Below are 24,272 nucleotides of genomic sequence, written 5' to 3'. Positions count from 1 at the left end.
TGCGGTGCGGGTGAACAAGCCCGGTGCCGGGGTTCACTGCTCGAACTTCTCGTGTCGGCCAGTTGCCGTGGCGAATGCTTCGAGGTCCCTGCCCGAAATGAAAACCTGGCGCTGGGGAAGTGCGTCAGGGTTCCGTCGGACAGAGGCCTCGCGGCATTCGCCGGGACGTGTTCACGCTCAGACGATTTCGCCGAGCGCGACTCCTGTTGCCTGCGAGTAGTTCTCCTCGTTCGCCTCGACATAGGTCTGCCAGGCTTGCGCATCCCAGATTTCGAGGAAATCGACCGAACCGATCACTACGCAGTCCTTGGAGAGACTCGCGTAACGACGGTGATCTGCCGAGAGGGTGATGCGCCCCTGGGCATCTGCGTGCTGCTCGTCGGTACCTGCCGCCAGTCCGCGAACGAAGGCTCGCGCCTCCGGATCGCTTCTCGACGCGGCCGCGGCCTTGCGTGCGAGAGCGGTGAATTCTTCCCGGGGATACACCGCGAGGCTGTGATCCTGACCCTTGGTGACCATCAACCCTCCCGCCAGCGCATCCCGGAACTTTGCGGGCAACGTGAGCCGCCCCTTGTCGTCGAGCTTCGGCGTGTAGGTACCGAGAAACACTCGACACCTCCCACCGCGTTCGAAATCGAACGCCGTATGCCCGGGCGGTTCACCTTCGCTCCCCGCTGCGCACCACAGTACCCCACTTTCCCCCACCCACAAGGCAGATAACGGCGTGTTGTCCCCCTATTTGCCCAATACTTGCTGGTCAACGCAGATTGGAGTGGGTGGGGGAAAATTCCCGACGTGATCACCGCCACGGGCACCGTCGATCGCGCCCCGGCACACAGCGACACGGCACACCGGAAAAGCCCAGGTGAGAGCTCACCGGACGGGTGCGTTACCCCTGCTCCACGGCTTGTCGCGGACCCGAGGGAGGAAAGTGGGGAAACGGGGTGGGTGAGGGTGGGGATTGGCGGGCGGGAGCATTCACTGGCCCCACCCACCGGGCACGACCGGGACGAGTGGGCGCCGGGCGACCGGGCGCCGGCCCCGGAGACAGCAGTGGCGGCGTGGCATCACATGCCACGCCGCCACTGAACTGCCGAGCGGGTCGTACTACTCCTGCTCGAATCTCTTCTTGAAGCGGTCTTCCATTCGCGACGAGAATCCGCCACTCTTGCGCCCGCTTCGGGGCTTACCGCGTTCGGCACGGCCGGTCTCACCCTGCGTGGTCGAGCCACCACGCGAGGACTGTCCGGACTTGCTCTTTCCTCCACCCCACAGGAGGAGGACTCCGGCACCGAACATGACGATGAAGCCGATCAGGCTGATGACGGGAAAACCGCCCGGCTTGATCGGAAGGGCGACGCCGGCGATGAGCAGAACCAGGCCCAGAACGAACAGGGCCACCGCCTGCAATCGACGACGACTCGATGCCGCACGCATGCGACCGCCTCGCACAGTGGAGGCGAACTTGGGATCCTCGGCGTAGAGAGCGCTCTCGATCTGGTCGAGCATGCGCTGCTCGTGCTCGGAGAGTGGCACGGTACCTCCCCCGGCACTGGAGTGTTGGCCACCGCCTCACGGTGCGAGACGGTGGGTAACCGACTTTGGCGGCTACCTAGATTTAATAATACGAGCAGTTCGATCCCCGTACCACCTACTCCACGTACGAGTTCCCCACCAACCTTACGGACTCCCGCACCGAACGACGTTCGGGGCACCGCAATGTCGCGGACGCCTCACCGTTTTCCCGCCGTTTCCGGCCGCCCGCCGCTCAGGAGGCCCGCAAATCGAGACCTGCGCCACGTCCGATGTGCTCTTCGACGGCCTGTAGAAAGCGCCCGACCTCGACGAAGAACTCGTCGGCCTCGAGATCGGTGAGGGTTCGCGACATTCCCGCCTCGATGGCGGCGCGGGTGCCCGAGTGACCGGCGAAGTAGTCGGCCCAGTTCCCGAACTCCGGCGCCGCGCGCGCCATGAGCACCCAGGCGTTACGCGTTCGTGTCCTCTTGCTCCCCGCCGCAGGCCCCTCCGAGGCGGCCAGCACCGCGCCCGCGCCGCGCAACGCGGCCAGGTACGCGCTGTGGAATCGATCCGCCGGGCCACCTGCCCCCACCGATTGGGCGAGGAGCGCGTCGGCGCGATCGAGCAGCACCGAACCGCGCCTCGTGGCCGGGTTGCGTACGTCACCCCGCCGGTGCGAGTTCCCAGAGGTCGGTCCCGTGACCGGGTTCGTCATCACTTCGAACACCTCCAAAACCCCGGTGCAACCACCCCGCCGGGCGTAGTCAGGTCGTGAGTCCGGGGGCCGGCGATGCTCGCTTCCCTCGAGCATCGCCGGATCCCCGCCATCGAACATCTGTTCGACCTATTCAATATAGCTGGACCCACCGACACGTCGTCAAGAGAAAGGTGAGACCGGTCGAACCGAACGCTGACCAGACTCCGCGCGTGGTCGAACTCTCGGCCGCCCAGTTCCGCGACCGCCTGCACGAGGCGCTGTCGATCTACGTCGCCGCCATGGGCTATCCCCACGGCACCGAATACCACCGGGCGCCGATGTGGAACGAGCACCTCCAGCGGTCGGGGTGGCGCGGCGTCGGCGCACTCGTCCCGGCCGGTGACGGATCCACCGATGACGCGGCCGCCCGCCTCGTCGCCATCGCCTACGGATACCGCGGGGCCCCCGAGCAGTGGTGGCACCAGCAGGTCCGTTCCGGTCTGCGCCACACCGGGTGGACCCGCGACCAGATCGACGTGATCCTCGGCAACTACTTCGAACTCACCGAACTCCACGTCCACCCGGATGCCCAGGGACACCGGCTCGGCGAGACCCTGCTCCTGCGCCTCCTCGAACGCAGACCAGAACGCGGAGTGCTGCTCTCCACCCCGGAAGTGGCGGACGAGGACAACCGCGCGTGGCGGCTGTACCGCCGCCTCGGCTTCCGGGATGTCCTGCGCCACTTCCGATTCGCCGGGGACAACCGGCCGTTCGCGGTGCTGGGACGCGGGCTTCCCCTGTGATCGACGCGGTGGTCGTCGGGTCGGGACACAACGCGCTGGTGTCGGCGTGCTACCTCGCGCGGTCCGGGTGGTCGGTCGAGGTGATCGAACGCGACACCGTGCTCGGCGGCGCGGTGTCCACGGTGGAACGCTTCCCCGGATACAAGGTCGACCGTGGGTCGTCCGCGCACATCATGGTCCGGCACACGGGAATCGTCGAGGAACTCGACCTCGGCGCGCACGGCCTGCGGTACCTCGACTGCGATCCGTGGGCGTTCGCCCCCGCCCCCGCGGGGACGGACCGGCCCGGGATCGTGTTCCGCCGCAGCCTCGAGGGGACGTGCCGGTCCATCGAGGAGTCCTGTGGGGCCGCGGACGCCGACGCGTACCGCCGGTTCGTGGACGTGTGGGGTCCGCGCAGCGCCCGCGTCATGCGCGCGTTCTCGAATCCGCCGACCGCGCCCGCGCTGCTCTCGTCGTTCTGGGGGCTCGACACGGGCGGCGGCGGCAGCGACCTCTCCCGGCAGTTCCTCGGTTCCGGCGACGCACTGCTCGACGAGTATTTCGACGACGAACGACTCAAGGCGGCACTCGCATGGTTCGGCGCCCAGTCCGGTCCGCCGATGTCGGAGCCGGGGACGGCGCCGATGGTCGGGTTCGCGGCCTTGATGCACACCGTTCCGCCCGGCCGGGCCGTCGGCGGCAGCGGAGCCCTGACCGGGGCGCTCGCCTCTCGGCTGCGGTCGGACGCCGGGACGGTCACGCTCGGCGAGTCGGTGGTCTCGCTGAGCCGCGACGGCGGCACCTGGACGACCCGGACGTCGTCGGGCCGCGAGATCCGCTCCCGCGCGGTGGTCGCGGGCTGCCACGTGCTGACCACCCTCGGCCTGCTCGAACGCGGCGGGTACGACGCGCAGACGCTCGCCCGGTGGCGTCGCCGGATCCGCGTCGGCCCGGGGATCGGGATGGTGGTGCGGCTGGCGACCGACGCGCTCCCCGCCTATCCGAGTGCGCCCGACGACACCGTCACCCACGGGCTCCAGCTGCTGGTCTCGGATCGCGCCCAGCTGCGGCTCGCGCACGGGGCGGCGCTCGCCGGGGAGCTCCCGCCGCGGCCCGCGGTGCTGGGGATGAGCTTCAGCGGACTCGATCCCACCATCGCGCCCGAGGGCAGGCACCAGGTGACCCTGTGGTCGCAGTGGCAGCCGTACCGGCTGACCGGCGGCAGGCGGTGGACGGACCTCGCCGCGCCGGAGGCCGATCGGATCGTGGCGGAGATGGACGCGCTGGCACCCGGTTTCGGCGAGTCCGTCCTCGACCGGCACGTGCAGTCTCCGCAGGACCTCGAAGACGAGATGGGTTTGCTCGGCGGCAACGTCATGCACGTGGAGATGTCGCTGGACCAGATGATGATGTGGCGTCCCCTTCCCGAGTTGTCGGGGCACCGGGTTCCGGGGGCGGACCGCCTGTACCTGACGGGGGCCTCGACCCATCCGGGTGGCGGGGTGTCCGGCGCGAGCGGCCGCAGCGCCGCCCGGATCGCGCTCCGCGACGACCGAAAGGGTCTGGCCCGCGTGTGGCGCCGGCGATGACCTCCCGCGTTCCCGCCGTTCTCGCGGGGGCGGCGATCGCGGCGCAGATCCTCTACCCGCTGGTGCACGGCGGGGTCCGCGACGTCGTCACCGTGTTCGTCGTCGTCCTGCTCGCCGCCGCCTCGATCACCCATGCGGCCGTGACCCGGGGCGGACGCTGGGCGGTGGGACTCGTGGTCGTGACGGCCGGGCTGGGTCTGGTCTCCGAGGTCGCCGGGACGGCGACCGGCTTTCCCTACGGCTGCTACGACTACAGCGTCGACCGGCTCGGTCCCGCGCTCGCCGGGGTGCCCCTGGTGGTGCCGTTCGCCTGGACCGCCGGCTTCTACCCGGTGTGGTGTGTGGCGTCGGCGCTCGCCCGCGGCCCGCACCGGCGGGCCGTCCGGGTCGCGCTGACGACCGTCGGCGTCGTCGGCTGGGACCTGTATCTGGACCCGCAGATGGTCGCGGACGGCCAGTGGCGCTGGTGCGTTACCGACGCCGGCCTGCCCGGGGTCGAGCACATTCCGCTGACGAACTACGCGGGGTGGTTCGTCGTCGCGACGGTGATGGCGGTCGCGGTCGACCGGATCGACCGTCGCTTCGGCACGGGAACCCGGCACCGCGACGGCGTCCCGGTCGGGTTGTTCCTGTGGACGTGGCTGGGTTCGGCGCTGGCCCACGCCGTCTTCCTGGACGCCCCCGAGTTGCGGTATTCGGCGGTCTACGGGTGGTGCGCGATGGGAATCCTGGGAGTTCCCCTGCTGGTCTCGCTGCTGCGGCCGGGCGTCCGGCGCCCCGGGGCCCGCGACACGCACCCTCACGCCTGACACCGAACCGGTCCCCTGGCACGATACGACTGTGCAGCTGCCTTCGGTTCCGACCTCGACCCGCTCGCGGAGGGCCGCGTCCCTCGCCGTCCTCGGACTTCTCCTCGTACCGTTCCTCGCGGGATGCCTGCGGGTTCAGGTGTCGATGGGCGTGTCCGCCGACGACCGGGTCTCCGGCCAGATCGTGGCCGCCGCCGTGCCTGCGAACGATCAGGACAAGGGCCCCCAGCTCACTCCCCCCGGCTCGCTGTCGGACAAGGTGCGTGTCCAGGAGTACAAGAAGGACGGCTACGTGGGCAGCCAGGCGTTCTTCAGCGACCTCACGTTCGGCGACGTGCAGCAGCTCGGCACCATGTCGGAGCAGGCCACGGGAAGTTTCCAGATCTCGCTCCAGCGGACCGGCGACCTCGTGACCCTCGACGGGAAGGCCGATCTCAGTTCGGTCCCCGCTCAGGGCACCGACGTGCAGTTCACGATCGCGTTCCCGGCCCGCGTCGCCACCACCAACGGCACCCGCGAGGGCGATTCGATCGTGTCGTGGAAGTTGCCCGCCGGCGACACGTCGACGATCCGGGCCGAGGTGCGCTATTCGGATCCCAGCACCCGCAGTTTCGCGGGCTGGGCGGGCATCATGGCCGGTGTGACGCTGGGTGTCGCCGTCATCGTCGGTGCGCTGGCGTGGATGGCCCGCAACAAGGAACCGGTGCTCGGCAGCCGTCGCGGACGGGACCACTCGGAGGTGTGACCGCTGCGCCGATCGAGCGGGTGGTCCGGTTCGGCTCCCTGGTCTCGGTGTTCGGTCTCGCCGTCGCCGCCGCCAACCTGCGCTCCGCACCGCGCCTGCCTACTCCGGCCCGCCCGGTCACCGAACCCGTCACGGTCTGCGTCCCGGCCCGGGACGAGCGCGACCGGTTGCCGGGCCTGATCCGCGACCTGCGGGAACAGCGCGGGGTCGACGATCTCCGGGTGTTCGTCTACGACGACGCCTCCACGGACGGGACGGCCGGGGCCGCGGAAGCGGCGGCCGGCGGCGACCCCCGGTTCTCGGTGGTGCGGGGAACCGCGGAACCGCCGCCGGGGTGGGTGGGTAAACCCGCGGCCTGCCACCGGGTGAGCGAGCACGCCTTCGCGCAGGGCCGGGCAGGCACCGGGATCCTCGTGTTCCTCGACGCCGACGTGCGGTTGCGCCCGGACGCGCTGACCGCCGCCTGCGCCGCCCTGCGCGCGTCCGACACGGCCCTGGTCTGCGCGTGGCCGTTCCAGCAGGCGGGGTCGGCAGGCGAGGCCCTGGTGCAGCCGCTGCTCGGCTGGTCGTGGGCGGCGACGCTGCCCGTCCGACTCGCCAACCGCTCGCGGCGCCCGTCCACCGCCGTCGCCTGCGGGCAGTTCATGGTCTTCGACGCCGCCGCGTACCGCGACGTCGGGGGTCACCGGGCCGTCGCCGACAGCGTGACCGAGGATCTCGACATCGCACGCCTGCTTCGCCGGTGCGGGCGGGCGACCACGCTGGTCGTGGCCGGCCGGTCGGCGTCGTGCCGGATGTACGAGGACGCCGGAGCGCTGCGCCGCGGCTACGACCGCTGGCTGTGGACGGCCTTCGGCTCCCGCCCCGGCGCCGCCGCGGTCCTCGGTGTGGCGACCGTGGCGTACCTGGTGCCGCCGGTGGCTCTCGCGGCAGGACGGGGACGGGTCCGCCAGTGGGGCGCGGTGGGGTATCTCGCGGCCACGACGTCCCGGCTGTGTGCCCGGGCACTCGAACGCGGCGACCGCCTCACCACCGCGGACATGGCCGGCGCGCTCGCACACCCGCTGTCGGTGGCCGCGGTGACGGCGCTGACCGTGTCGTCACACCGCAGTCATCGGCGTGGGCGCACCCGGTGGAAGGGCCGGACGCTCAGCTGACCGGCGCCGGGGTGACCGGGGCCGGATCCGCCACACCCGAACCGACCTTGTCGCCGAGCCGGGCGAGCACCTCGCTGGTGGCGCGCGCGAAGTTGAGGGTGATGAAGTGCAGGCCGGGCGCACCCTCCGCGATGAGACGTTCACTCATCTCGGTGGCGAGGTCGATGCCGATCTCGCGCACAGCGGCGCGGTTCTCCTCCGGACCGTCGCCCGCGGCCGTGGCCAGCCGCTTCTCGAGGTGCGCCGGTAGACGCGACCCCGACAGTTCGAGCATGCGGCGGACCGACCCCAGCGACGTGATCGGCATGATCTCGGGGATGATCGGCTTCGCGCCCTGCTCGGGGTCGTACGCCGTCACCCGGTCGCGCAGACGCAGGTAGTCGTCGACGTCGAAGAACATCTGGGTGATCGAGTACTCGGCGCCGGCCCGCAGCTTCGACACCAGGTACCGGGTGTCGTGCGCGAGATCGGGCGCTCGGTAGTGGCCTTCCGGGAACGACGCCACACCGACGTGGAAGTCACCGAGGTCGCGGACGAGCCGGACGAGTTCCTCGGCGTACTCGACGCCCTGGGGGTGCTTCTCCCATTCGCCCAGCGGGTCACCGGGCGGGTCGCCGCGCAGGACCAGGATGTTGCTGATTCCGCGGTCGGCGTAGGCGCCGACCATCGACCGCAGCTCGTCGACGCTGTGGGACACGGCGGTGAGGTGCGCGACCGGCAGGAGTGTGGTCTCCTCGGCGAGCTGTCCGGTGACGCGGACCGTGCGGTCGCGCGTCGACCCGCCGGCACCGTAGGTCATGGAGACGAAGGCCGGACCCATCCGCTCGAACTCGCGGACGGCGCGCCACAGACGGGCCTCGGCGGCCTCGTCCCGCGGCGGCGAGAACTCGACGGAAAAGGGCACCCGACCGTCGCCGGACGACCGGATCCGGTCGACGATGGACGGGGTGCGGGTCACCCAGCCTTCGCTGGCCCGCCCCCTGACGGAATCGAATGTCACCCGTCCAGCATAGGTAGTGTCCGGCGCAATGCACCCACTGCGTCTCCGCAGGCACCCGGGATCCGGGCAACCGGCCGCCCGGACGAGCGCCCACTATGGTGGTGTCGACGCCTGCCGCCGGTCTCGGCGCGCACGCGAAATTTCGATCCTGGAGGCAACACTGTCCGTTGGAACGCGCCCCTCCGCCCTCGCGGCCGAGGTCGAAAATGCGCTGCGCGACTTCTTCACCAGCCGGCAGGACCTGGTCGACGCCGTGGGCGGCGGCTACCGCGAGGCCGTGACGACGCTCGAGGACTTCGTTCTGCGCGGAGGCAAGCGGGTCCGTCCTGCCTTTGCGTGGACCGGCTGGCTCGGGGCGGGCGGCGACGCCCGGGGCCCCGAGGCCGGGCCCGTGCTCCGCGCCTGCTCCGCGCTGGAACTGGTGCAGGCCTGCGCCCTCGTCCACGACGACATCATCGACGCCTCCACGACGCGCCGCGGGTTCCCCACCGTCCACGTCGAGTTCGCGGAACAGCACCGCGCCGGGGGGTGGAGCGGTGATTCCGCTCACTTCGGCGAGGGCGTCGCGATCCTCCTCGGCGATCTGGCCCTGGCCTGGGCCGACGACATGATCCGCGAATCGGGCATCACCCCGGACGCGTCGGCTCGCATCTCCCCCGTGTGGTCGGCGATGCGCACCGAGGTGCTCGGCGGGCAGTTCCTCGACATCAGCAACGAGGCCCGGGCGGACGAGTCGATCGATGCCGCCATGAAGGTCAACCGGTACAAGACCGCGGCGTACACCATCGAGCGGCCGCTCCACCTCGGCGCGGCACTCGCCGGCGCCGACGACACCCTGGTCTCGGCGTACCGCCGATTCGGCACCGACATCGGTATCGCCTTCCAGCTCCGCGACGACCTGCTGGGCGTGTTCGGGGATCCGGCCGTGACCGGCAAGCCGTCGGGCGACGACCTGCGGGCCGGCAAGCGCACCGTCCTGTTCGCGATGTCGCTGCAGCGCGCCGATGCGGGCGACCCCGCGGCGGCCACCCTGCTCCGCGAGGGCATCGGCACCGATCTGTCCGATTCGGACGTCGACACCCTCCGGAACACGATCACCTCGCTCGGCGCGGTCGCGGACGTGGAGAAGCAGATCGAGGATCTCGTCGCGAACGCGTTGTCCACGCTGGAGACGAGCACCGCCACCGCCGCGGCGAAGCAGCAGCTCACCGAGATGGCCGTCGCCGCGACGCGCCGCGACTACTGAGGCCCGCGGTGGCTCGCGCGCTACGGACGGTTCCCGGCCGCACCGATCACGTCGTGGTCGTCGGCGCGGGCCTCGCCGGTCTCTCCGCCGCCCTGCACCTCACCGGATCGGGCCGCCGCGTCACCGTCCTCGAACGGGAGTCGTCACCGGGCGGCCGGGTCGGCACCTACCGCGGTCCCGGTTACGACATCGACAACGGCGCGACCGTCCTCACGATGCCCGAACTGGTCGGTGAAGCCCTCGCCGCCGTCGGCGCGAATTTCACGTCGACCCGCCCGCCGCTGGTCCTCGAACGGCTGGCCCCGGCGTATCACGCGCGGTTCGCGGACGGTTCCTCGCTCGACGTCCACTCCGATCCCGACGCGATGGCCGCCGAGGTCGGCCGGGTGTGCGGGCCGGACGAATCGGCCCGGTACCTGCGGCTGCGGCGCTGGCTCGGCCGGATCTTCGACGCCGAGTACCACCGCTTCATGGACGCGAACTTCGACTCGCCGCTGGATCTCGTCTCGTCCCGTGAGGCCGCGAAGGATCTGCTGACGCTCACCGCGCTGGGCGGATTCGGCCGGCTCGGCGCCCGGGTCGACCGGACCGTCACGGATCCGCGACTGCGCCGGATCTTCACGTTCCAGGCGCTGTACGCCGGCGTCGCCCCCGCCGACGCCCTCGCGGTGTACGGCGCGATCGCCCACATGGACACCTCGCTCGGCGTCTACTTCCCCCGGGGCGGGATGCGTTCGATCGCGCTCGCCCTCGCCGACGCCCTCACCACCGCGGGTGGGGAGATCCGGTTCGGCACCGAGGTCGCGGCACTCGAGCGAACCGGTAATCGCGTCGGCGCCGTCGTCACGTCTACGGGTGACCGCATCGACTGCGACGCGCTGGTGCTCACCGCCGACACGGCCGTCGTCGACGCGCTGCTGCGCCCGGTGACCCGCCGGACCCCCCGCCGGGTACGGGTGTCGCCGTCCGCCGTGGTCCTGCACGGGACCGTCCCCACCGCGGTCGCATCAGGGTGGGCCGCCCAGCGGCACCACACCATCGACTTCGGTCACGCGTGGAAGCGGACGTTCGCGGAGATCACCGCACGCCGGGGACGCGGACGGCTGATGACCGACCCGTCGCTGCTGATCACCCGGCCCGCCGTGTCGGACCCGGGCCTCGCCGTGGACCGCGCGGGCACCGCCTCGGAACCGCTGTCGGTGCTGGCTCCCTGCCCCAACCTGCACAGCGCACCACTGGAGTGGTCCTCGCTGACCGGCCCGTACGTGACCGAACTGCTGCGCGAACTCGAGAAGCGCGGCTACAGCGGGATCGCGGAGCATTTCACCATCGACCACGTCGACACTCCGCTGACCTGGCTCGGGAAGGGCATGGCGGCGGGCAGCCCCTTCGCGGCGGCGCACGTGTTCCGGCAGACGGGACCGTTCCGGCGCCCCAACCTGGTCGGGGGCCTCGACAACGTCGTCCTCGCCGGTTCCGGGACCGTGCCCGGTGTCGGGGTTCCGACCGTCCTGCTGTCGGGGAAACTCGCGGCCGCACGCATCACCGGGCCCGTCACGGCACGAAGTGCGCAATTGCACTCGAAAGCACGAAGTGCGGGAGGATAGGGCGAGGCGTGGCGAGAACTGGTGGCGGCAGCAATTAAACTGGTTCCTCGACCATGCGATGCGCGCGACGACGAGCGCACCGACCGCAACCGAACTCACCTCGGGGGAGGAATCTGCACTCATGACGTCCTCTGCCCGGCAGGCGACCGTCGCCGCTGCGACGACCACGCCGCAGCGGTCGTGGCCCCAGTCCACGGCCGACTTCCTCCGCAGCCCGGAGGGGCATGCCGCGCTCCTCGGTTTCGTGGGCGCCGTGATGATCACGTTCGGTGGTTTCGGTGCGGGCAGCGTCCGCCGCGAGGACCCGTTGCTCGAGGCGATGCACCTGTCGTGGCTCCGGTTCGGTCACGGTCAGATCCTGTCGACCGTCATCGTCTGGATCGGTGTCGTCGCGATGATCACGGCGTGGGTGCGGCTGGGCCGCGCCACGCTCGGCGGCGACGTCACGCTCCGGCAGTTACGGATGGTCGTTCCGGTGTGGACGGCGCCGCTGCTGCTGGCCGTGCCGATGTTCAGCCGGGACGCGTACTCCTACCTGGCGCAGGGCGCGCTGCTGCGTGACGGGTTCGACCCCTACGCCGTCGGTCCGGTGGTCAACCCCGGGATCCTCCTCGACAACGTCAGCAACGTGTGGACCACCACCACCGCGCCGTACGGTCCGCTGTTCCTGCTGCTCAGTCAGGGCATCACCGCGATCACCGGCGACAACGTGATCGCCGGGACGATGCTGCTGCGCGTGACGATGCTGCCCGGGCTCGCGCTGATGGTCTGGGGCGTTCCGCACCTCGCGCGGCACCTCGGCGGTAATCCGGCCATCGCGCTGTGGCTCGCCGTGCTCAATCCGCTGGTCCTCGTCCATCTCATCGGCGGTGTCCACAACGAACTGCTGATGGTCGGCCTGATGATCGCCGGCATCGCGCTCGTCCTCGAGCGCCGCCATCTGGCCGGCATCGCGCTCGTCGCGGTGGCGGTCGCGATCAAGGCGACCGCAGGCGCCGCGCTGCCCTTCATGGTGTGGATCTGGATGCTCCACGAGAAGGAGAAGGCCGAGGCGGAAGGGCGCACACCCGCGTCGCCGCTCGCGTCGTTCGCGAAGACCGCCGGCGCGGGATTCGCCGTGTTCGCGGTCGTCTTCGCCGCCGCATCGGCCGTCGCCGGTGTCGGGCTCGGCTGGATGACGGCGCTGTCCGGTTCGAACAAGATCATCAACTGGTTGTCGCTGCCGACGATCCTCGCCCACTTCGTGACGGTCGGAACGTCGTGGTTCGCGGACCTGCGGCTGGGCGAGGTCCTGGCCGTCACCCGCCCGATCTGTGCGGTGGCCCTCGTCGCGATCGTGCTCGCCGCCTGGTGGCGGTACCGGAAGACCGAGCGGGATGCGATCCTCGGAATCCTCATCGTCCTGGTCGCGATCGTGATTCTGTCGCCCGCGGCGCTGCCGTGGTACTACTCGTGGCCGATCGCCATCGCGGCCGGCTTCGCGTTGTCGACGCGGACCCTGATGATCCTCGTCGGGTTGTCCACCTGGTTGATGCTGGTCTTCCAGCCGGACGGGTCGATCGGGCTCTACACGTTGGCGCACGTGATGCTCGCGACGTTCGCCGCGGTCGTGGCGGCGGTGTCGCTGCGCACGGTCGACCCGCTGCGGCTGCGCGCACCCCGGCCCGTCGAGGAAGAGCGCACCTCCGACCTCGCAGGTGCTGCGTCGTCGCCCGGCCTCGAATGACCGGTCGATGACCGCGCTGTCCGACAGTTACCGGTACTGCGGCGCGGTGACGGCAGAGCACGGACGCACGTACCACCTGGCCACCCGGTTGCTTCCCGAGCGCCGCCAGGCCGCCGTGCACGCCCTCTACGGGTTCGCCCGCACGGTCGACGACCTCGTGGACGTCGATCCCGGCCGGACCGCCGGGGAGTGCGCCGCCGAACTCGACCGGATCGACGCGGTGCTACGGCGCGGCTTCACCGACAAGAACGCCGTCGGTGACACCGCCTGCTCACCGGAGATGCGGCGGGTCCTTCCCGCGTTCCTCGACACCGTGGCGGACTTCGCCATCCCCCACGACTACTTCTTCGCGTTCCTGAACTCGATGCGGATGGACGTTCCGGGGACTCCGGAGCACCGGGCCGACTACGCCACTCTGACCGAACTCCGCACGTACATGTACGGGTCGGCCGTCGTGATCGGATTGCAGATGCTGCCCGTCCTCGGCACCACCGGGCCCGGCGCCGAACCGCACGCCGCGGCCCTCGGGGAGGCGTTCCAGCTGACCAATTTCCTTCGCGACGTCGGCGAGGACCTGGATCGGGGCCGGGTCTATCTCCCGGCCGAGGAGCTGGCCGCGTTCGGAGTCGACACCGAACTCCTCGCGCAAAGCCGCCGCCGCGGCACGACGGACCAGCGCATCGTGCGGGCGCTCGCCCACCTGATCGCGGTCACCCGGTCGGTGTACCGGGACGCGGAACCGGGCATCGCGATGCTGGATCGACGCGTCCAACCCGGCATCCGTACGGCGTTCGTGCTGTACTCGCGCATCCTCGACGAGATCGAACGTGGCGGGTACCGGGTCCTCGACCGGCGCGCCACCGTTCCGCGGAGAAACCGGTGGGCGACGGCGGTGCCTCAGTTCGCCCGGCTCGCGGTGCCTGCCCGCGGCAGGATGTGGTGACCGGCGGTCAGAATCCCATCGCCTGAGCGCGGCGGATCACTTCGCGGGCAAGGTCGCCGTGCAGGGCCTGGACGGGCGTGCCGGGGAGGCTGTCGTCCTCACGGAACAGCCACAGCAGGATTTCCTCGTCCTTGAATCCACCGTCGTGCAGCACCGCAATGAGACCGGGCAGCCATTTGACGGTCTCACCGGTCTCGTCGAAGAAGAGTTCGGGGACGCCGAGGACGCCGTCGCGGCGCACAGCGATCAACTGCTGATCCCGCAGAAGCTGCTGCACGCGGGTGACGGCCACACCGAGGTTCTTCGCGACGTCCACCAGCTGGAGGAGCGAGACGGAAGGGTCCAGGACATCGTCACAGTAAGGGATGGCACTCACTCCCCTAACGTTATCTGGTCGCCTCCGGCGTGGCGCTACCGGTCGGTGTCGCTGGCTACGATTGAGGGGCGCGTGGCCGGGCTGCGCGCACTGACGGGGGAACGGACACTGTGCACGATGGAGGTCAACGTTTGATCGGCGAGCTGCTCGACCGGCGCTATCGGGTGGATGCCACGATCGCGCGTGGCGGCATGTCCACCGTGTACAGGGGGCTCGACACGCGTCTCGACCGTCCGGTGGCCATCAAGGTGATGGATCCGCAGTTCGCGGCCGATCCGGCGTTCGTGACCCGGTTCGAGTTCGAGGCCCGCTCGGTCGCGCGACTCAAGCACCCTTCCCTGGTCGCGGTGTACGACCAGGGACACGACCGCGATCACGCGTTCCTGGTGATGGAACTGGTCGACGGCGGAACGCTGCGCGAACTCCTGCGGGAACGCGGGCCGATGCCGCCGCACGCGGTGGCCGCGGTCGTGGGGCCGGTTCTCGACGCGCTCGCCGTCGCCCACCGGGCGGGTCTCGTGCACCGCGACGTCAAACCCGAGAACATCCTGATCTCCGACGGCGGTGAGGTGAAGATCGCGGATTTCGGTCTGGTGCGGGCGGCTGCGGCGTCGAACACCACGTCGCACAGTGTGATTCTGGGCACGGCGGCGTATCTGTCGCCGGAGCAGGTGACGTCGGGGATCGCCGACACCCGCAGTGACGTCTACTCCACCGGTGTCCTGCTGTTCGAACTCCTCACCGGACGGACCCCGTTCACCGGAGACACGTCGTTGTCCGTGGCGTATCAGCGAATCAACCAGGACGTTCCGCGGCCGGGTTCGTACATCGCGGGTGTGCCGCCCGAGTTCGACGAACTCGTCGCGGAGGCCACGCACCGGGAGCCGTCGCACCGCTTCGCCGACGCCGAGCAGATGGGTTCGGCGTTGCGCGGCATCGCGGCGGCGCTCGACCTGCCCGCGTACCGGGTGCCCGCCCCGCGACGCTCGGCGCAGCACCTGAGCGCCGCGGCCGCCGCGAGCGCTCCTCCCCTGACCGCGCCGCCGGGCCCCGTCGCACCGCCGACGGTGCACCTTCCGCCCGCCGCGCCGCTGTCGCCGCCCAGCCCGCTGCCTGCGCAGCCCGGAATCCAGCACACGAGGGTCGTCACCACCCAGACTCCGCGGCCGCCGATGGACGAACCGCCGTTCGCGGTGGACGACGAAACCGACGACGGCTACCACTACCCCGACTTCGCCGCCGAACGGCAACGGTCCCGCCGGACCACGATCGTGTGGCTGCTCGTGATCCTGATGCTCGCCCTGGCGGTGGGTTTCGGTGGCTGGTGGATGGGTTCGGGCCGGTTCACCGCGGTCCCGACCACCGACGGTCTGTCGCGGGGTGCCGCGGTGACGGCGATCGAAGCGGCCGGTCTGTCGACGGAGATCCGCGGGCAGTATTCGGACACGGCGGCGCTCGACACGGTGCTGGGTACCGATCCGACGGGTGGGTCGCGGATCTCCCGGGACGGCTCGGTGGCCCTGCTCGTCTCGCTGGGCAGGCCGACCGTCCCGCCGCTGCCCGCGGGCGGCGAACGCGCGGGGATCGAGCAGGAACTGCGGAACCGCACGTTCACCCCGGTCGACGGCGGTCAGGCGTTCAGCGCGAAGGTCCCGATCGGTGCGGTGGCCGCACTCGACCCGGCACCGGGCACGGAACTCGCGACCGGTTCCACGGTCAAACTGATCGTCAGCAAAGGTGCACCGCCGGTGGACGTTCCCGACGTGAAGGGCATGTCGGAGGCCGAGGCACGCGCGTCGCTCGAGGCGGTGGGCATCGTCGTGCAGGACACCACGACCGACTTCGACCGGAACGTCGCCGCCGGGGACGCGATCGCCACCAGCCCGAAGGCGGGCACCACTGTCAATGCGGGCACCAGCGTGACGTTGAGTGTGTCGAACGCGGTGCGGTTGCCGTCCATGCTGGGGCGGACCGTCGGATCCGCCCGCGACGAACTGAGCCGTCTCGGTCTCGACGTGAAGGTGCGTCAGGTGACCGACACCGACAGGTCACTGGTCATCGGCCAGAACCCGGGCAGCGGCGATCTGGTGAAACCGGGGAGCACGGTCACCCTGGTCTCACTGCCCTGACCCCGCGGGAGCAGGGCAGTGAGGGTCTCCGATGCGGGCGGTCAGCCGCGCAGCATCTCCGCGACGAGGAACGCCAGTTCCAGCGACTGCTGGGTGTTGAGGCGGGGGTCGCACGCCGTCTCGTAGCGACCGGACAGGTCGAGGTCGGAGATGTCCTGCGCGCCGCCGAGGCATTCGGTGACGTTCTCACCGGTGAGTTCGACGTGGATTCCGCCGGGGTAGGTGCCGAGACCGTTGTGGACCTCGAAGAATCCCTGGACCTCGTCGACGATGCGGTCGAAGTGGCGGGTCTTGTAGCCGGTGGACGCCTCGTGCGTGTTGCCGTGCATCGGGTCGCACTGCCAGATCACCTGGTGACCGGTGGCCTGCACCTTCTCGATGATGGGCGGCAGCAGGTCGCGGACCTTGTTGTTGCCCATGCGCGAGATGAGGGTGAGCCGGCCCGGCTTGTTGGTGGGGTCGAGGCGTTCGACGTATTCGACCGCCATCTCCGGGGTGGTGCTCGGACCGATCTTCAGGCCGATCGGGTTCGACACGAGTTCGGCGAACGCGATGTGCGCTCCGTCGAGCTGACGGGTGCGGTCGCCGATCCACAGGAAGTGGGCGGACAGGTCGTACAGCTTGGCGTGGTCGTCGTCGTTGTCGAGGCGCAGCATCGCGCGCTCGTAGTCGAGGACGAGCGCCTCGTGGCTGGCGAAGATCTGCGCGTGGTGCAGGCTGGGATCGGTGACACCGCAGGCGTTCATGAACTGCAGCCCGCGGTCGATCTCCGCGGCGAGTGCCTCGTAGCGGGCCCCGGCCGGCGACGAGGACACGAATTCGCGGTTCCAGTCGTGCACCTTGTGCAGGTCGGCCATGCCCGCGCCGGTGAGCGCGCGGACCAGGTTCATCGCGGCGCTGGCGTTCGCGTACGCCCGCACGAGCCGCGACGGGTCGTGGGCGCGCACGGCCTCGTCCGCGACGAGGGAGTTGATCATGTCGCCGCGGTACGACTGCAGACCCAGGGCGTCGACGTTCGACGACCGCGGCTTCGCGTACTGACCGGCGATGCGCGCGACCTTGACGACGGGCAGGCTCGCTCCGTACGTCAGGACGACGGCCATCTGCAGCAGGGTGCGGATGTTGCCCTTGATGTGCGGCTCGGTGTTGTCCGCGAACGTCTCGGCGCAGTCACCGCCCTGAAGGAGGAACGCCTCGCCGCGCGCGACCTGGGCCAGCTTCTCCTGCAGGGCCACGACCTCGCTGGCCACCGTGATCGGGGGCACGCTCTCGAGGACGGTCCGCATCGCGGCGGCCTGACCTTCGGGCCATTGCGGCTGCTGGGCAGCGGGCTTGGCCAGCGCTGCGTCGAGGCGCTCACGCATCTCGGTGGGCAGCGGCGGGAGTTCGGGCAAGCGGTCGATCGGCACGTCGACAGTCCAGTTCACCCATACAGGATATTCGCTCGACCGGAGCGATGGCGAGTCAGGTCACCGGAGTGACCGTGCCGCCTGAACTGCCTCGAACTTCGCCAGGTTGTGCCGGGCGTCGGCGAGTGCGTCGTGAGCGTCGCCCGGTGCAGGTGGGAGCGCCGGGCTGCCGTGCTCCTCCCAGTACTGCCGGAGTTCGCGGGTGTACCGGGGCAGCGTCTGGGGCAGCTCCGTCATGTCACCCCACAGCTGGCAGAGCGCGACGTGGTCGTAGGCGGCCACCCACGCCCACAGTTCGGGGACGATGCCGGGCCGGGGAATCAGGAACGCGTAGAGGTCGTCGCGAATGCGGGCGCGGCTCTTCCAGAGGGGCGACGACGGCTGCGGCAGCTTGGGCAGCACGTTCCTGCGCACCCACTTGCCCGCACGGTCGGGATCGAACTCGGTGGACACCGCGTAGAATTCACGTCCGTCCTCTGCGACCACCCCGATCGACACCAGGTCGATCGTGCGACCATCCTCGATGAACTCGCAGTCGTAGAAGTAACGCACGCCCGCAAACTATGCCTCACCCGTCGGCGTCATCCGGATCCACCCCTACCTCGTGAAGGAGGCCTCGGTGAGCGCACGCTCCGACGGTCGACAGTCCGCCGCCCCTGTCGCGGACCCGCTCGACCGGCCGCGGGTGCCCGTGCACCTCCGGGCCGGCGGTCTCGTGATCCGCGTCCTCGTGCTCGCCGGGCTCGCCGTCGGATTCGCCTACAACCTGCTCGGACTGCCCGGCCTGCGGGACTTCGGCTTCTACTACCGGCTCGATCTCGACGTCTACCGCCTGGGCGGTTCGGTGTTCCTGCACGGCCCGACGCTGTACGGGTCGATGCCTGCCACCCAGATGGGCAACTTCCTGCCGTTCACGTACCCGCCGCTGGCCGCGGTCGTGTTCAGTCCGTTGTCGACGGTGTCGCTGGCGACGGCCGGGACCGTGGTGACGGTGTTGTCGCTGATCGCCCTGTTCGGCGTCCTCGTCGTCACACTCGACTCGCTGGGCATCGCACCTCGCCGCACTCTGGTGTGGACGGCGCTCGGCGCGCTCGCGGTGGCGATGGCCCTCGAACCCGTCTCGTCGACCCTGGACTACGGGCAGATCAACATTCTGCTGATGCTGCTGGTCGCGGCGGACTGCCTGCCGAAGAAGACGCCGTGGCCCCGCGGACTGCTGATCGGCCTCGCCGCGGCGGTGAAGCTGACACCGGCCGTGTTCATCCTGTATTTCCTGGTGCGCAAAGACTTTCGCTCCGCCGTCGTCACCACGGTCAGTTTCCTTGCGTTCAGCGCGGTGGGCGCGATCGCGACGTGGAACGATTCCGTCACCTATTGGACGCAGACGCTCTTCGATTCCGATCGGATCGGCACACCGGCGTATCCCGCGAACCAGAGCATCACCGGCGTGCTGGCCCGGCTCGGTCTGAGCGACGGGATGCGCACCCCGATCTGGCTGCTGCTGAGCGTCACGGTTCTCGCGCTGGTGATCGTCGCGATGGTGCGGGCGCTGCGGGCCGGTGAGACGGCGCTCGCGCTGGGACTCAACGCCGTCCTCGGGTTGCTCGTCTCCCCCGTGTCCTGGTCGCATCACTGGGTGTGGTCGGTGCCGGTCGTCCTCGTGCTCGGCGTCCTCGCCTACCGACGAAAGAGTGTCGCCCTGGCGGTCACGGCCGTGGTCGGCGTCGTCGTCGTCAAGCTCGCCGCGCACTGGAAGCTCGGAGTGGGACGCTGGAGCGGAACCCACTGGAATCTGTGGGATCAGTTCCTGGCGTCGTCGTACGTGTGGTGGGGGCTCGCCGTGGTGCTGGTCGCGAGCGTCGCGTTCCGCACCCGGCCCACGCAGCCCGACGAGGACGATCGGTCGGAGAACTCCGACGATCTGACCGTCCCCGTCGGCTGAGAGGTCGCGGCGGTCAGCTCGCCCGGGTGTCCGGCAGTCGCGTGACGGTGCTCGCATCGTTCGCCGGTGCCACGCCGGCCACCGGAGCCGGTGCGGAACCGTCCGCGGCGGGGGCCTTCTTCTTCAGCGTGGCCGCGTAGATGTCGACGTATTCCTGACCCGACAGCTTCATCAGCTTGTACATGACTTCGTCGGTGACGGCCCGCTCGACGAACCGGTTGCCACCCATCCCCTCGAAACGCGAGAAGTCGATGGGCTCGCCGACGCGGATGGTGACCTTTGCGGGACGCCACACGCGGGAGCCGATCGGGTTGACCTTCTCCGTTCCGATCATCGCGACCGGGATGACCTTCACACCGGACTCGAGCGCCATGCGCGCCAGACCCGTCTTGCCCTTGTACAGCCGGCCGTCGGGCGACCGGGTGCCCTCGGGGTAGATGCCGAGCAGCTTGCCCTGCGAGAGGACGCGCAAGCCGGCGTTCAAAGCGTCCTGCGCGGCGTCGGCGCCCGTCCGGTCGATCGGCACCTGGCCGACCACCGAGAAGAACCAGCGCTGGAACGCGCCCTTGAGTCCCGTCCCGGTGAAATACTCGCTCTTGGCGAGAAAAGTGATCCTCCGCGGCACTCGCAGCGGCAGGAAGAACGAATCCAGCACGGCCTGATGGTTACTCGCCAGAATGGCACCGCCCTCCGCCGGAATGTTCTCCGTACCCTCCACGGTCGGTCTGCCCAACCCCCAGAGAACCGGCCCCAAAAACACGTACTTGAAGAGCCAGTACCACATGGCGTCCCTCCCGTTCACAACCCAAGCTTCGTTCGGCTCGACTCTACTTCGGGTGGGTGAGGGTCGCTACACACGGCCGGGAGGCCCGCACAACATCACACTCTGCGGGTTTACAGCGATCGGCCGGGCGTCAACCCACCCGATCGGGCAGGACCGCCCGCGCGAGTTCCGCCGCCCCGATCATGCCCGCCGCCTCCCCCAGCTGGGTCGGCCGGATCCGGGCCAGCGGCCGGTGCCCGGAGCCCGTCGTCAGCGCCGCATAGTGCTCGCGGGCCTCGTCGATGAACAGCGCCGACGAACTCGCGACTCCGCCGGCGATCACGACGAGATCCGGGTCGTACACGTCACCGATGAGAGCCAGGCCGACCCCGAGCCACCGGGCGAAGTCCCGCATCGTCTCCAGCGCGAGCGGATCGCCGTCCTGTGCGGCGCCGGCGATCCTCCTGCCCGTGAGCACCCCGGGATCGACCGCCACCTCCCGCGCGAGGACGGTCGACGTCGCCGGATCCGCGGCAAGAAGTTCGATCGCGGTGTCGACGAGGGCCGTCCCGCTGCAGTACCGCTCCCAGCAGCCGTGTTTGCCGCACGCACACGGGCGACCGCCGGGAACGACCTGGATGTGCCCGAGTTCGGGTGCGACGCCGTGGCTGCCGCGGTACAGCCGGCCATCGGCGAGGAGCGCCGCGCCGATGCCCGTGCCGATCGCGAGCATCACCACGTTCCGGCCGCCCGCCGCCGCACCGAACCGGTGCTCGGCCCACGCCGCCGCGTTCACGTCGTGCTCGAGGATCACCGGGAGACCGAGGCGCTGCCCCAGGTCCCGGCCGACGGGCGCCCCGACCCACGGCAGATGCGGCGCGAACCGCACCGTGGTGTGGTCGGGGGTGATGAACCCGGCGACCGCCAGCCCCACCGCGGCGACGTCGTGCCGCGCGGACAGTTCCCGCACCGCCCGGTCCAGGCCGTTCTCCAGGGCCTTCGCCGACGCCGGGGTCGGCGACTGGAGCGAGTCGAGCACCTCGCCGGCCGAGTCGACCACCGACGCACGGATGCTCGTTCCACCCACGTCGATGCCGATGGTCAGCGCCGAGCCGGGGGTGCGATCGCTGCCCGTGCCTGTGCTCATGAAGATGATTGTGCCCATGCCGGATCGCCGACGTGCACGAGTCCGCCGATCCGGCCGGTGGCGGGCACCGTCAGCGCTTGACGGTGACGGTGATCGGTTCGAACGCGGGGCCGCCGTCCGGATCGGGCATTCCGCCGCCGTCGCCCGGACCCGGTTCCGGCGCGCCGGGGCCCGAGGGATCGTGATCGGTGTGCTCGTCGAGGATCTGCCGCAGCACGGCGATCAGCACGGACGCCTGACCGGCGAGCAGGGTCACGAGGTCGTGTTGCTCGCCGCGGATCAGGGCCGCGAGCGCGCACACCGGGCACCACGTGCATCCCGACCACTGACCGGTGCCGGCGGCCGTTCCCGCAGCGTCCGCCGCGGCGTGCGGCGCCGCCGCGCGCTGGAGGATCGGCTCGAGACGGTCCAGGGCGGTCTCGGCCAGCGCCCGCAGCTCCGCCAGCAGCTGCGCGTGGTCGTCGTTCATACCGGCCACACCTGTGGGTCGGGCGTGAAGCGCACGACCAGATCGCTTCCGTCGAGTTCTGCGCCCGCGACGACGCACCGGCGCAGGACCGAGGCGAGGCGCACCCGGCGGCGCACCCCTTCCGCTCCCACGACCAAGTCGTCCTCCACTCGACCCAACGTCAGGGTCGACGGGTTCACGAGCGGCAGATACATCCGCATCGTGTACACAGAATCCACACCGGCCCCCGATTCCAGCCCCACCCGCACCGCGGGCGGGTTCTTCCCCAACACCGCAACCGCGTCCGTGTCGTCGGCATACAACTCCCTGGCGATACCGCCGAGATCGGCCCACCCTACCGGCTCCGTCACCGACCGGGTGACCGAGAGGATCACCGTGGTGCCCGCGGAGGCGGTGAGCTCGTCGAGCACCCGCTGCTGCAGGGCACGCCGCCTGATCAACCATGCCACACCGGGATCGTCATGTCCTGCCGGCGAATCGAAGTGCGGCAGAAGATTGTTCACGAGGATCGCGTCGATGCGCAGACCGGACAGCGCGGCCACCGCGACGGTGCGCCGGGTCTCCGTCAGCACCACCCGCTCCGGTGTCGTCACCAGTCGCACAGTGGTTTTCGCGCGGTTCGCGAGCAACTCCCGGACCTCGCCGACCGCGGACACGACCTGTTCGATCAGCGACACCAGCATGACGAGGCGGGGGTCCGAACCCAGCAGCGCGGCGATCCGGCGGTGCTGCGGCCACACCCGTTCGAGGTAGTCCAGAGTCATCGCGGGCGCGGCGAGCGTCCGGAGGCAATCCGCGGTGGGCGGGCAGTCGACCACGACGGCGTCGTAGTCACCCTCGGTGGCGAACCGGACGATCTCGCCCAGCCCGAGCACGTCCTGCACGCCGGGAAGCCCGGTCAGCTCCTCCGGTTCGAGCGCGGACAACTGAGCGCCGTGGTCATGCGTCCCTGCGGCCGCGAGAACCGCTGCCAGGCTGCGGAATCTGTTCTCGAGCAACGTGAGGGTGTCGAGTTCGAGGACGTCGAGGGTGTCGGTCACGGACACGACGTCGCGGGCGGTGGCGATCCCGACCACGTCGGCGAGGGAATGCGCCTGGTCGAGCGAGACGAGGAGCGTCCGGTTCCCGGACTCGGCCGCCGCCTGTGCCGTCGCGGCCGCGAGCGTCGTCTTACCGACGCCCCCCTTCCCCACGAAGAACTGGACCCGCGCAGGTCCGGCACGGCCCTCGCTGCTCAGCCTTCCACCCGCTTCTTGAGTTCCTTGAGCGCGGTGTCGGTGATCGCCTTCTCCGCCTTGCGCTTGAACAGGCCGATCATCGGAATAGTGAGGTCGACGGTGAGCTCGTACGTGACGGTGGTGCCGCCGTCCGGCTCGTCCTCGAGGACGTACGAACCGAACTGCGACTTCTGGATCTCACCGGACTCGAGTTCCCAGCTGACCGACTTGCCGTCGGGCGCCCAGTCGTAACGGAGGACGTACGTGTCCTTGACCATGCCCGCGTCGAGCACGAACCGCACCCGGTCGGCGCGGCCGTTCTTTCCGGGTTCCATGACCTCGACGGACTTCGCGGCTGCCACCCACGCGGGGTACGCGTCGAAGTCGGCGATCACATCCATCACCCGGGCGGGCGGCGCCTCGATACTGATCGACCTCTTGGTCCTCTCGGGCATGGAGTGAACGCTTCCTTTCGCCTGGCCGACCCGTCGTCGATCCGGGGCCACGCCGTTACCGGTTCCGTATGTCTGTGTGGTGCCCGACTATCACACACGATTCCGGCGCCCGGACACAATGCCGACCCCGCCGCGACAGCCGGAACGGGCTCAGGACGGCGGTTCTCCCGCTGCGCGACCGGCCTCGAGTTCCTTCTTCACCTCGAAAGACATCACCTTGCCCTCGACTCGCCTGCGACGGTTCAGGGCGGCCAGATCCGGGGCGGGCTCGCTGCGCGCCGGTTCGGCGTGGAGGAAGTAGTGCACGATCGCTCCGTCCAGCACCGGCTCGAGCCACACTTCCATCGTCCCGGTGAGAGGTCCGGCCACGGTCCAGCGGATGCCCTTCTCGGCGCGGTCCTCGCGGACGGCGAGGGTGAGGTCGGGCCACCACCGGCGCCAGCGGGCAGGCGGGGCGATCGCCGCCGCGACCTGCTGCGGTGGGGCCGCGATGAACGTCTGGTCTGCGACCTGAATGCTGCTCACGGCGACAAGCTTCACATA

24 protein-coding genes are annotated in these 24,272 nt (G+C 70.1%); 11 read left to right on the top strand and 13 right to left on the bottom strand.

The window, feature by feature from the left end; all coding sequences use genetic code 11:
- Window positions 1–177: 177 nt before the first annotated feature.
- The 3 genes from mraZ to CJ179_RS40750 all read right to left on the bottom strand — a co-directional run bounded on the left by mraZ (window position 178) and on the right by CJ179_RS40750 (window position 2,233).
- Window positions 178–609 (bottom strand): division/cell wall cluster transcriptional repressor MraZ, encoded by a 432-nt coding sequence (mraZ, locus tag CJ179_RS40760; protein ID WP_095865241.1) that lies wholly within the window; start codon window positions 607–609, stop codon window positions 178–180.
- A gap of 498 nt (window positions 610–1,107) precedes the next feature.
- Window positions 1,108–1,536, bottom strand: a complete 429-nt coding sequence (locus CJ179_RS40755; protein ID WP_012688068.1) for a DUF3040 domain-containing protein — start codon at window positions 1,534–1,536, stop codon at window positions 1,108–1,110.
- Window positions 1,537–1,768: 232 nt separating this feature from the next.
- A complete protein-coding gene (locus tag CJ179_RS40750) occupies window positions 1,769–2,233 on the bottom strand; it encodes an SAV_6107 family HEPN domain-containing protein (RefSeq protein ID WP_257016024.1) in 465 nt (154 codons plus the stop codon).
- Window positions 2,234–2,406: 173 nt separating this feature from the next.
- On the opposite strand from CJ179_RS40750, the gene CJ179_RS40745 reads away from it, so the two are divergent.
- The 5 genes from CJ179_RS40745 to CJ179_RS40725 are packed head-to-tail and all read left to right on the top strand — an operon-like array spanning window position 2,407 to window position 7,300.
- On the top strand, window positions 2,407–3,018 hold the full coding sequence (locus CJ179_RS40745) for a GNAT family N-acetyltransferase (protein ID WP_072945379.1): 612 nt from the start codon (window positions 2,407–2,409) through the stop codon (window positions 3,016–3,018).
- Complete coding sequence (locus tag CJ179_RS40740) at window positions 3,015–4,589, top strand: NAD(P)/FAD-dependent oxidoreductase (RefSeq protein WP_095865239.1); 1,575 nt, start codon at window positions 3,015–3,017, stop codon at window positions 4,587–4,589. The genes CJ179_RS40745 and CJ179_RS40740 overlap by 4 nt, the downstream gene beginning before the upstream one ends.
- The gene (locus CJ179_RS40735) at window positions 4,586–5,398 is read left to right on the top strand and encodes a carotenoid biosynthesis protein (protein WP_095865324.1); all 813 of its coding nucleotides are present in this window, start codon (window positions 4,586–4,588) and stop codon (window positions 5,396–5,398) included. Before CJ179_RS40740 ends, CJ179_RS40735 begins: the two co-directional genes overlap by 4 nt.
- 31 nt (window positions 5,399–5,429) lie before the next feature.
- Window positions 5,430–6,143, top strand: coding sequence for a DUF3153 domain-containing protein (locus CJ179_RS40730; RefSeq protein ID WP_072945383.1), 714 nt, complete (start codon window positions 5,430–5,432; stop codon window positions 6,141–6,143).
- Window positions 6,140–7,300 carry a glycosyltransferase family 2 protein gene (locus CJ179_RS40725; protein WP_072945385.1) on the top strand — a complete coding sequence of 387 codons (1,161 nt, stop codon included), beginning with the start codon at window positions 6,140–6,142 and terminating at the stop codon, window positions 7,298–7,300. Before CJ179_RS40730 ends, CJ179_RS40725 begins: the two co-directional genes overlap by 4 nt.
- Here the strand turns inward: CJ179_RS40725 and metF are convergent.
- The gene (gene metF / locus CJ179_RS40720) at window positions 7,293–8,258 is read right to left on the bottom strand and encodes a methylenetetrahydrofolate reductase [NAD(P)H] (protein WP_206015927.1); all 966 of its coding nucleotides are present in this window, start codon (window positions 8,256–8,258) and stop codon (window positions 7,293–7,295) included. The genes CJ179_RS40725 and metF overlap by 8 nt on opposite strands.
- A 70-nt stretch (window positions 8,259–8,328) precedes the next feature.
- Here metF and CJ179_RS40715 point away from each other — a divergent pair, with 70 nt between their 5' ends.
- The 4 genes from CJ179_RS40715 to CJ179_RS40700 all read left to right on the top strand — a co-directional run bounded on the left by CJ179_RS40715 (window position 8,329) and on the right by CJ179_RS40700 (window position 13,822).
- Window positions 8,329–9,546 carry a polyprenyl synthetase family protein gene (locus tag CJ179_RS40715; protein WP_179377862.1) on the top strand — a complete coding sequence of 406 codons (1,218 nt, stop codon included), beginning with the start codon at window positions 8,329–8,331 and terminating at the stop codon, window positions 9,544–9,546.
- Window positions 9,547–9,554: 8 nt separating this feature from the next.
- Window positions 9,555–11,153: a phytoene desaturase family protein gene (gene crtI / locus CJ179_RS40710; protein ID WP_095865238.1), complete on the top strand. Its 1,599-nt coding sequence runs from the start codon at window positions 9,555–9,557 to the stop codon at window positions 11,151–11,153.
- Between the two features lie 121 nt (window positions 11,154–11,274).
- The gene (locus CJ179_RS40705) at window positions 11,275–12,879 is read left to right on the top strand and encodes an alpha-(1->6)-mannopyranosyltransferase A (RefSeq protein WP_095865323.1); all 1,605 of its coding nucleotides are present in this window, start codon (window positions 11,275–11,277) and stop codon (window positions 12,877–12,879) included.
- A gap of 7 nt (window positions 12,880–12,886) precedes the next feature.
- The gene (locus CJ179_RS40700) at window positions 12,887–13,822 is read left to right on the top strand and encodes a phytoene/squalene synthase family protein (protein WP_095865237.1); all 936 of its coding nucleotides are present in this window, start codon (window positions 12,887–12,889) and stop codon (window positions 13,820–13,822) included.
- A gap of 7 nt (window positions 13,823–13,829) precedes the next feature.
- Here the strand turns inward: CJ179_RS40700 and CJ179_RS40695 are convergent, their stop codons facing one another.
- Window positions 13,830–14,198 carry an Rv2175c family DNA-binding protein gene (locus tag CJ179_RS40695; protein ID WP_087556228.1) on the bottom strand — a complete coding sequence of 123 codons (369 nt, stop codon included), beginning with the start codon at window positions 14,196–14,198 and terminating at the stop codon, window positions 13,830–13,832.
- A gap of 110 nt (window positions 14,199–14,308) precedes the next feature.
- Between CJ179_RS40695 and pknB the strand changes: the two genes are divergently transcribed.
- Window positions 14,309–16,327, top strand: a complete 2,019-nt coding sequence (pknB, locus tag CJ179_RS40690) for a Stk1 family PASTA domain-containing Ser/Thr kinase (protein WP_257016023.1) — start codon at window positions 14,309–14,311, stop codon at window positions 16,325–16,327.
- 41 nt (window positions 16,328–16,368) lie between these two features.
- On the opposite strand, the gene CJ179_RS40685 is transcribed toward pknB, so the two are convergent.
- Window positions 16,369–17,754 (bottom strand): class II 3-deoxy-7-phosphoheptulonate synthase, encoded by a 1,386-nt coding sequence (locus tag CJ179_RS40685; RefSeq protein WP_012688082.1) that lies wholly within the window; start codon window positions 17,752–17,754, stop codon window positions 16,369–16,371.
- 42 nt (window positions 17,755–17,796) lie between these two features.
- Window positions 17,797–18,288 (bottom strand): polyadenylate-specific 3'-exoribonuclease AS, encoded by a 492-nt coding sequence (locus tag CJ179_RS40680; RefSeq protein WP_012688083.1) that lies wholly within the window; start codon window positions 18,286–18,288, stop codon window positions 17,797–17,799.
- A 67-nt stretch (window positions 18,289–18,355) separates the two neighbouring features.
- Between CJ179_RS40680 and CJ179_RS40675 the strand changes: the two genes are divergently transcribed.
- Window positions 18,356–19,678, top strand: coding sequence for a glycosyltransferase 87 family protein (locus tag CJ179_RS40675; protein ID WP_095865322.1), 1,323 nt, complete (start codon window positions 18,356–18,358; stop codon window positions 19,676–19,678).
- 13 nt (window positions 19,679–19,691) lie between these two features.
- Here CJ179_RS40675 and CJ179_RS40670 read toward each other — a convergent pair whose 3' ends face one another.
- From CJ179_RS40670 to CJ179_RS40645, 6 genes are all read right to left on the bottom strand, one after another.
- Window positions 19,692–20,462 carry a 1-acyl-sn-glycerol-3-phosphate acyltransferase gene (locus CJ179_RS40670; RefSeq protein ID WP_072945418.1) on the bottom strand — a complete coding sequence of 257 codons (771 nt, stop codon included), beginning with the start codon at window positions 20,460–20,462 and terminating at the stop codon, window positions 19,692–19,694.
- A gap of 130 nt (window positions 20,463–20,592) precedes the next feature.
- On the bottom strand, window positions 20,593–21,606 hold the full coding sequence (locus CJ179_RS40665) for an ROK family protein (protein WP_072945420.1): 1,014 nt from the start codon (window positions 21,604–21,606) through the stop codon (window positions 20,593–20,595).
- A gap of 52 nt (window positions 21,607–21,658) precedes the next feature.
- The gene (locus tag CJ179_RS40660; protein ID WP_095865321.1) at window positions 21,659–22,057 is read right to left on the bottom strand and encodes a hypothetical protein; all 399 of its coding nucleotides are present in this window, start codon (window positions 22,055–22,057) and stop codon (window positions 21,659–21,661) included.
- Window positions 22,054–23,295, bottom strand: a complete 1,242-nt coding sequence (locus tag CJ179_RS40655; RefSeq protein WP_072945425.1) for an ArsA family ATPase — start codon at window positions 23,293–23,295, stop codon at window positions 22,054–22,056. The genes CJ179_RS40660 and CJ179_RS40655 overlap by 4 nt, the downstream gene beginning before the upstream one ends.
- Window positions 23,292–23,729, bottom strand: coding sequence for an SRPBCC family protein (locus tag CJ179_RS40650; protein WP_072945427.1), 438 nt, complete (start codon window positions 23,727–23,729; stop codon window positions 23,292–23,294). Before CJ179_RS40650 ends, CJ179_RS40655 begins: the two co-directional genes overlap by 4 nt.
- 150 nt (window positions 23,730–23,879) lie before the next feature.
- Window positions 23,880–24,254, bottom strand: a complete 375-nt coding sequence (locus tag CJ179_RS40645) for a polyketide cyclase / dehydrase and lipid transport (protein WP_072945558.1) — start codon at window positions 24,252–24,254, stop codon at window positions 23,880–23,882.
- Window positions 24,255–24,272 lie beyond the last annotated feature (18 nt).

This window comes from Rhodococcus sp. ACS1 (assembly GCF_002300155.1).
Classification (GTDB): Bacteria; Actinomycetota; Actinomycetes; order Mycobacteriales; family Mycobacteriaceae; genus Rhodococcus_F; species Rhodococcus_F koreensis.
This window is presented reverse-complemented; position numbering and strand designations above follow the sequence as displayed.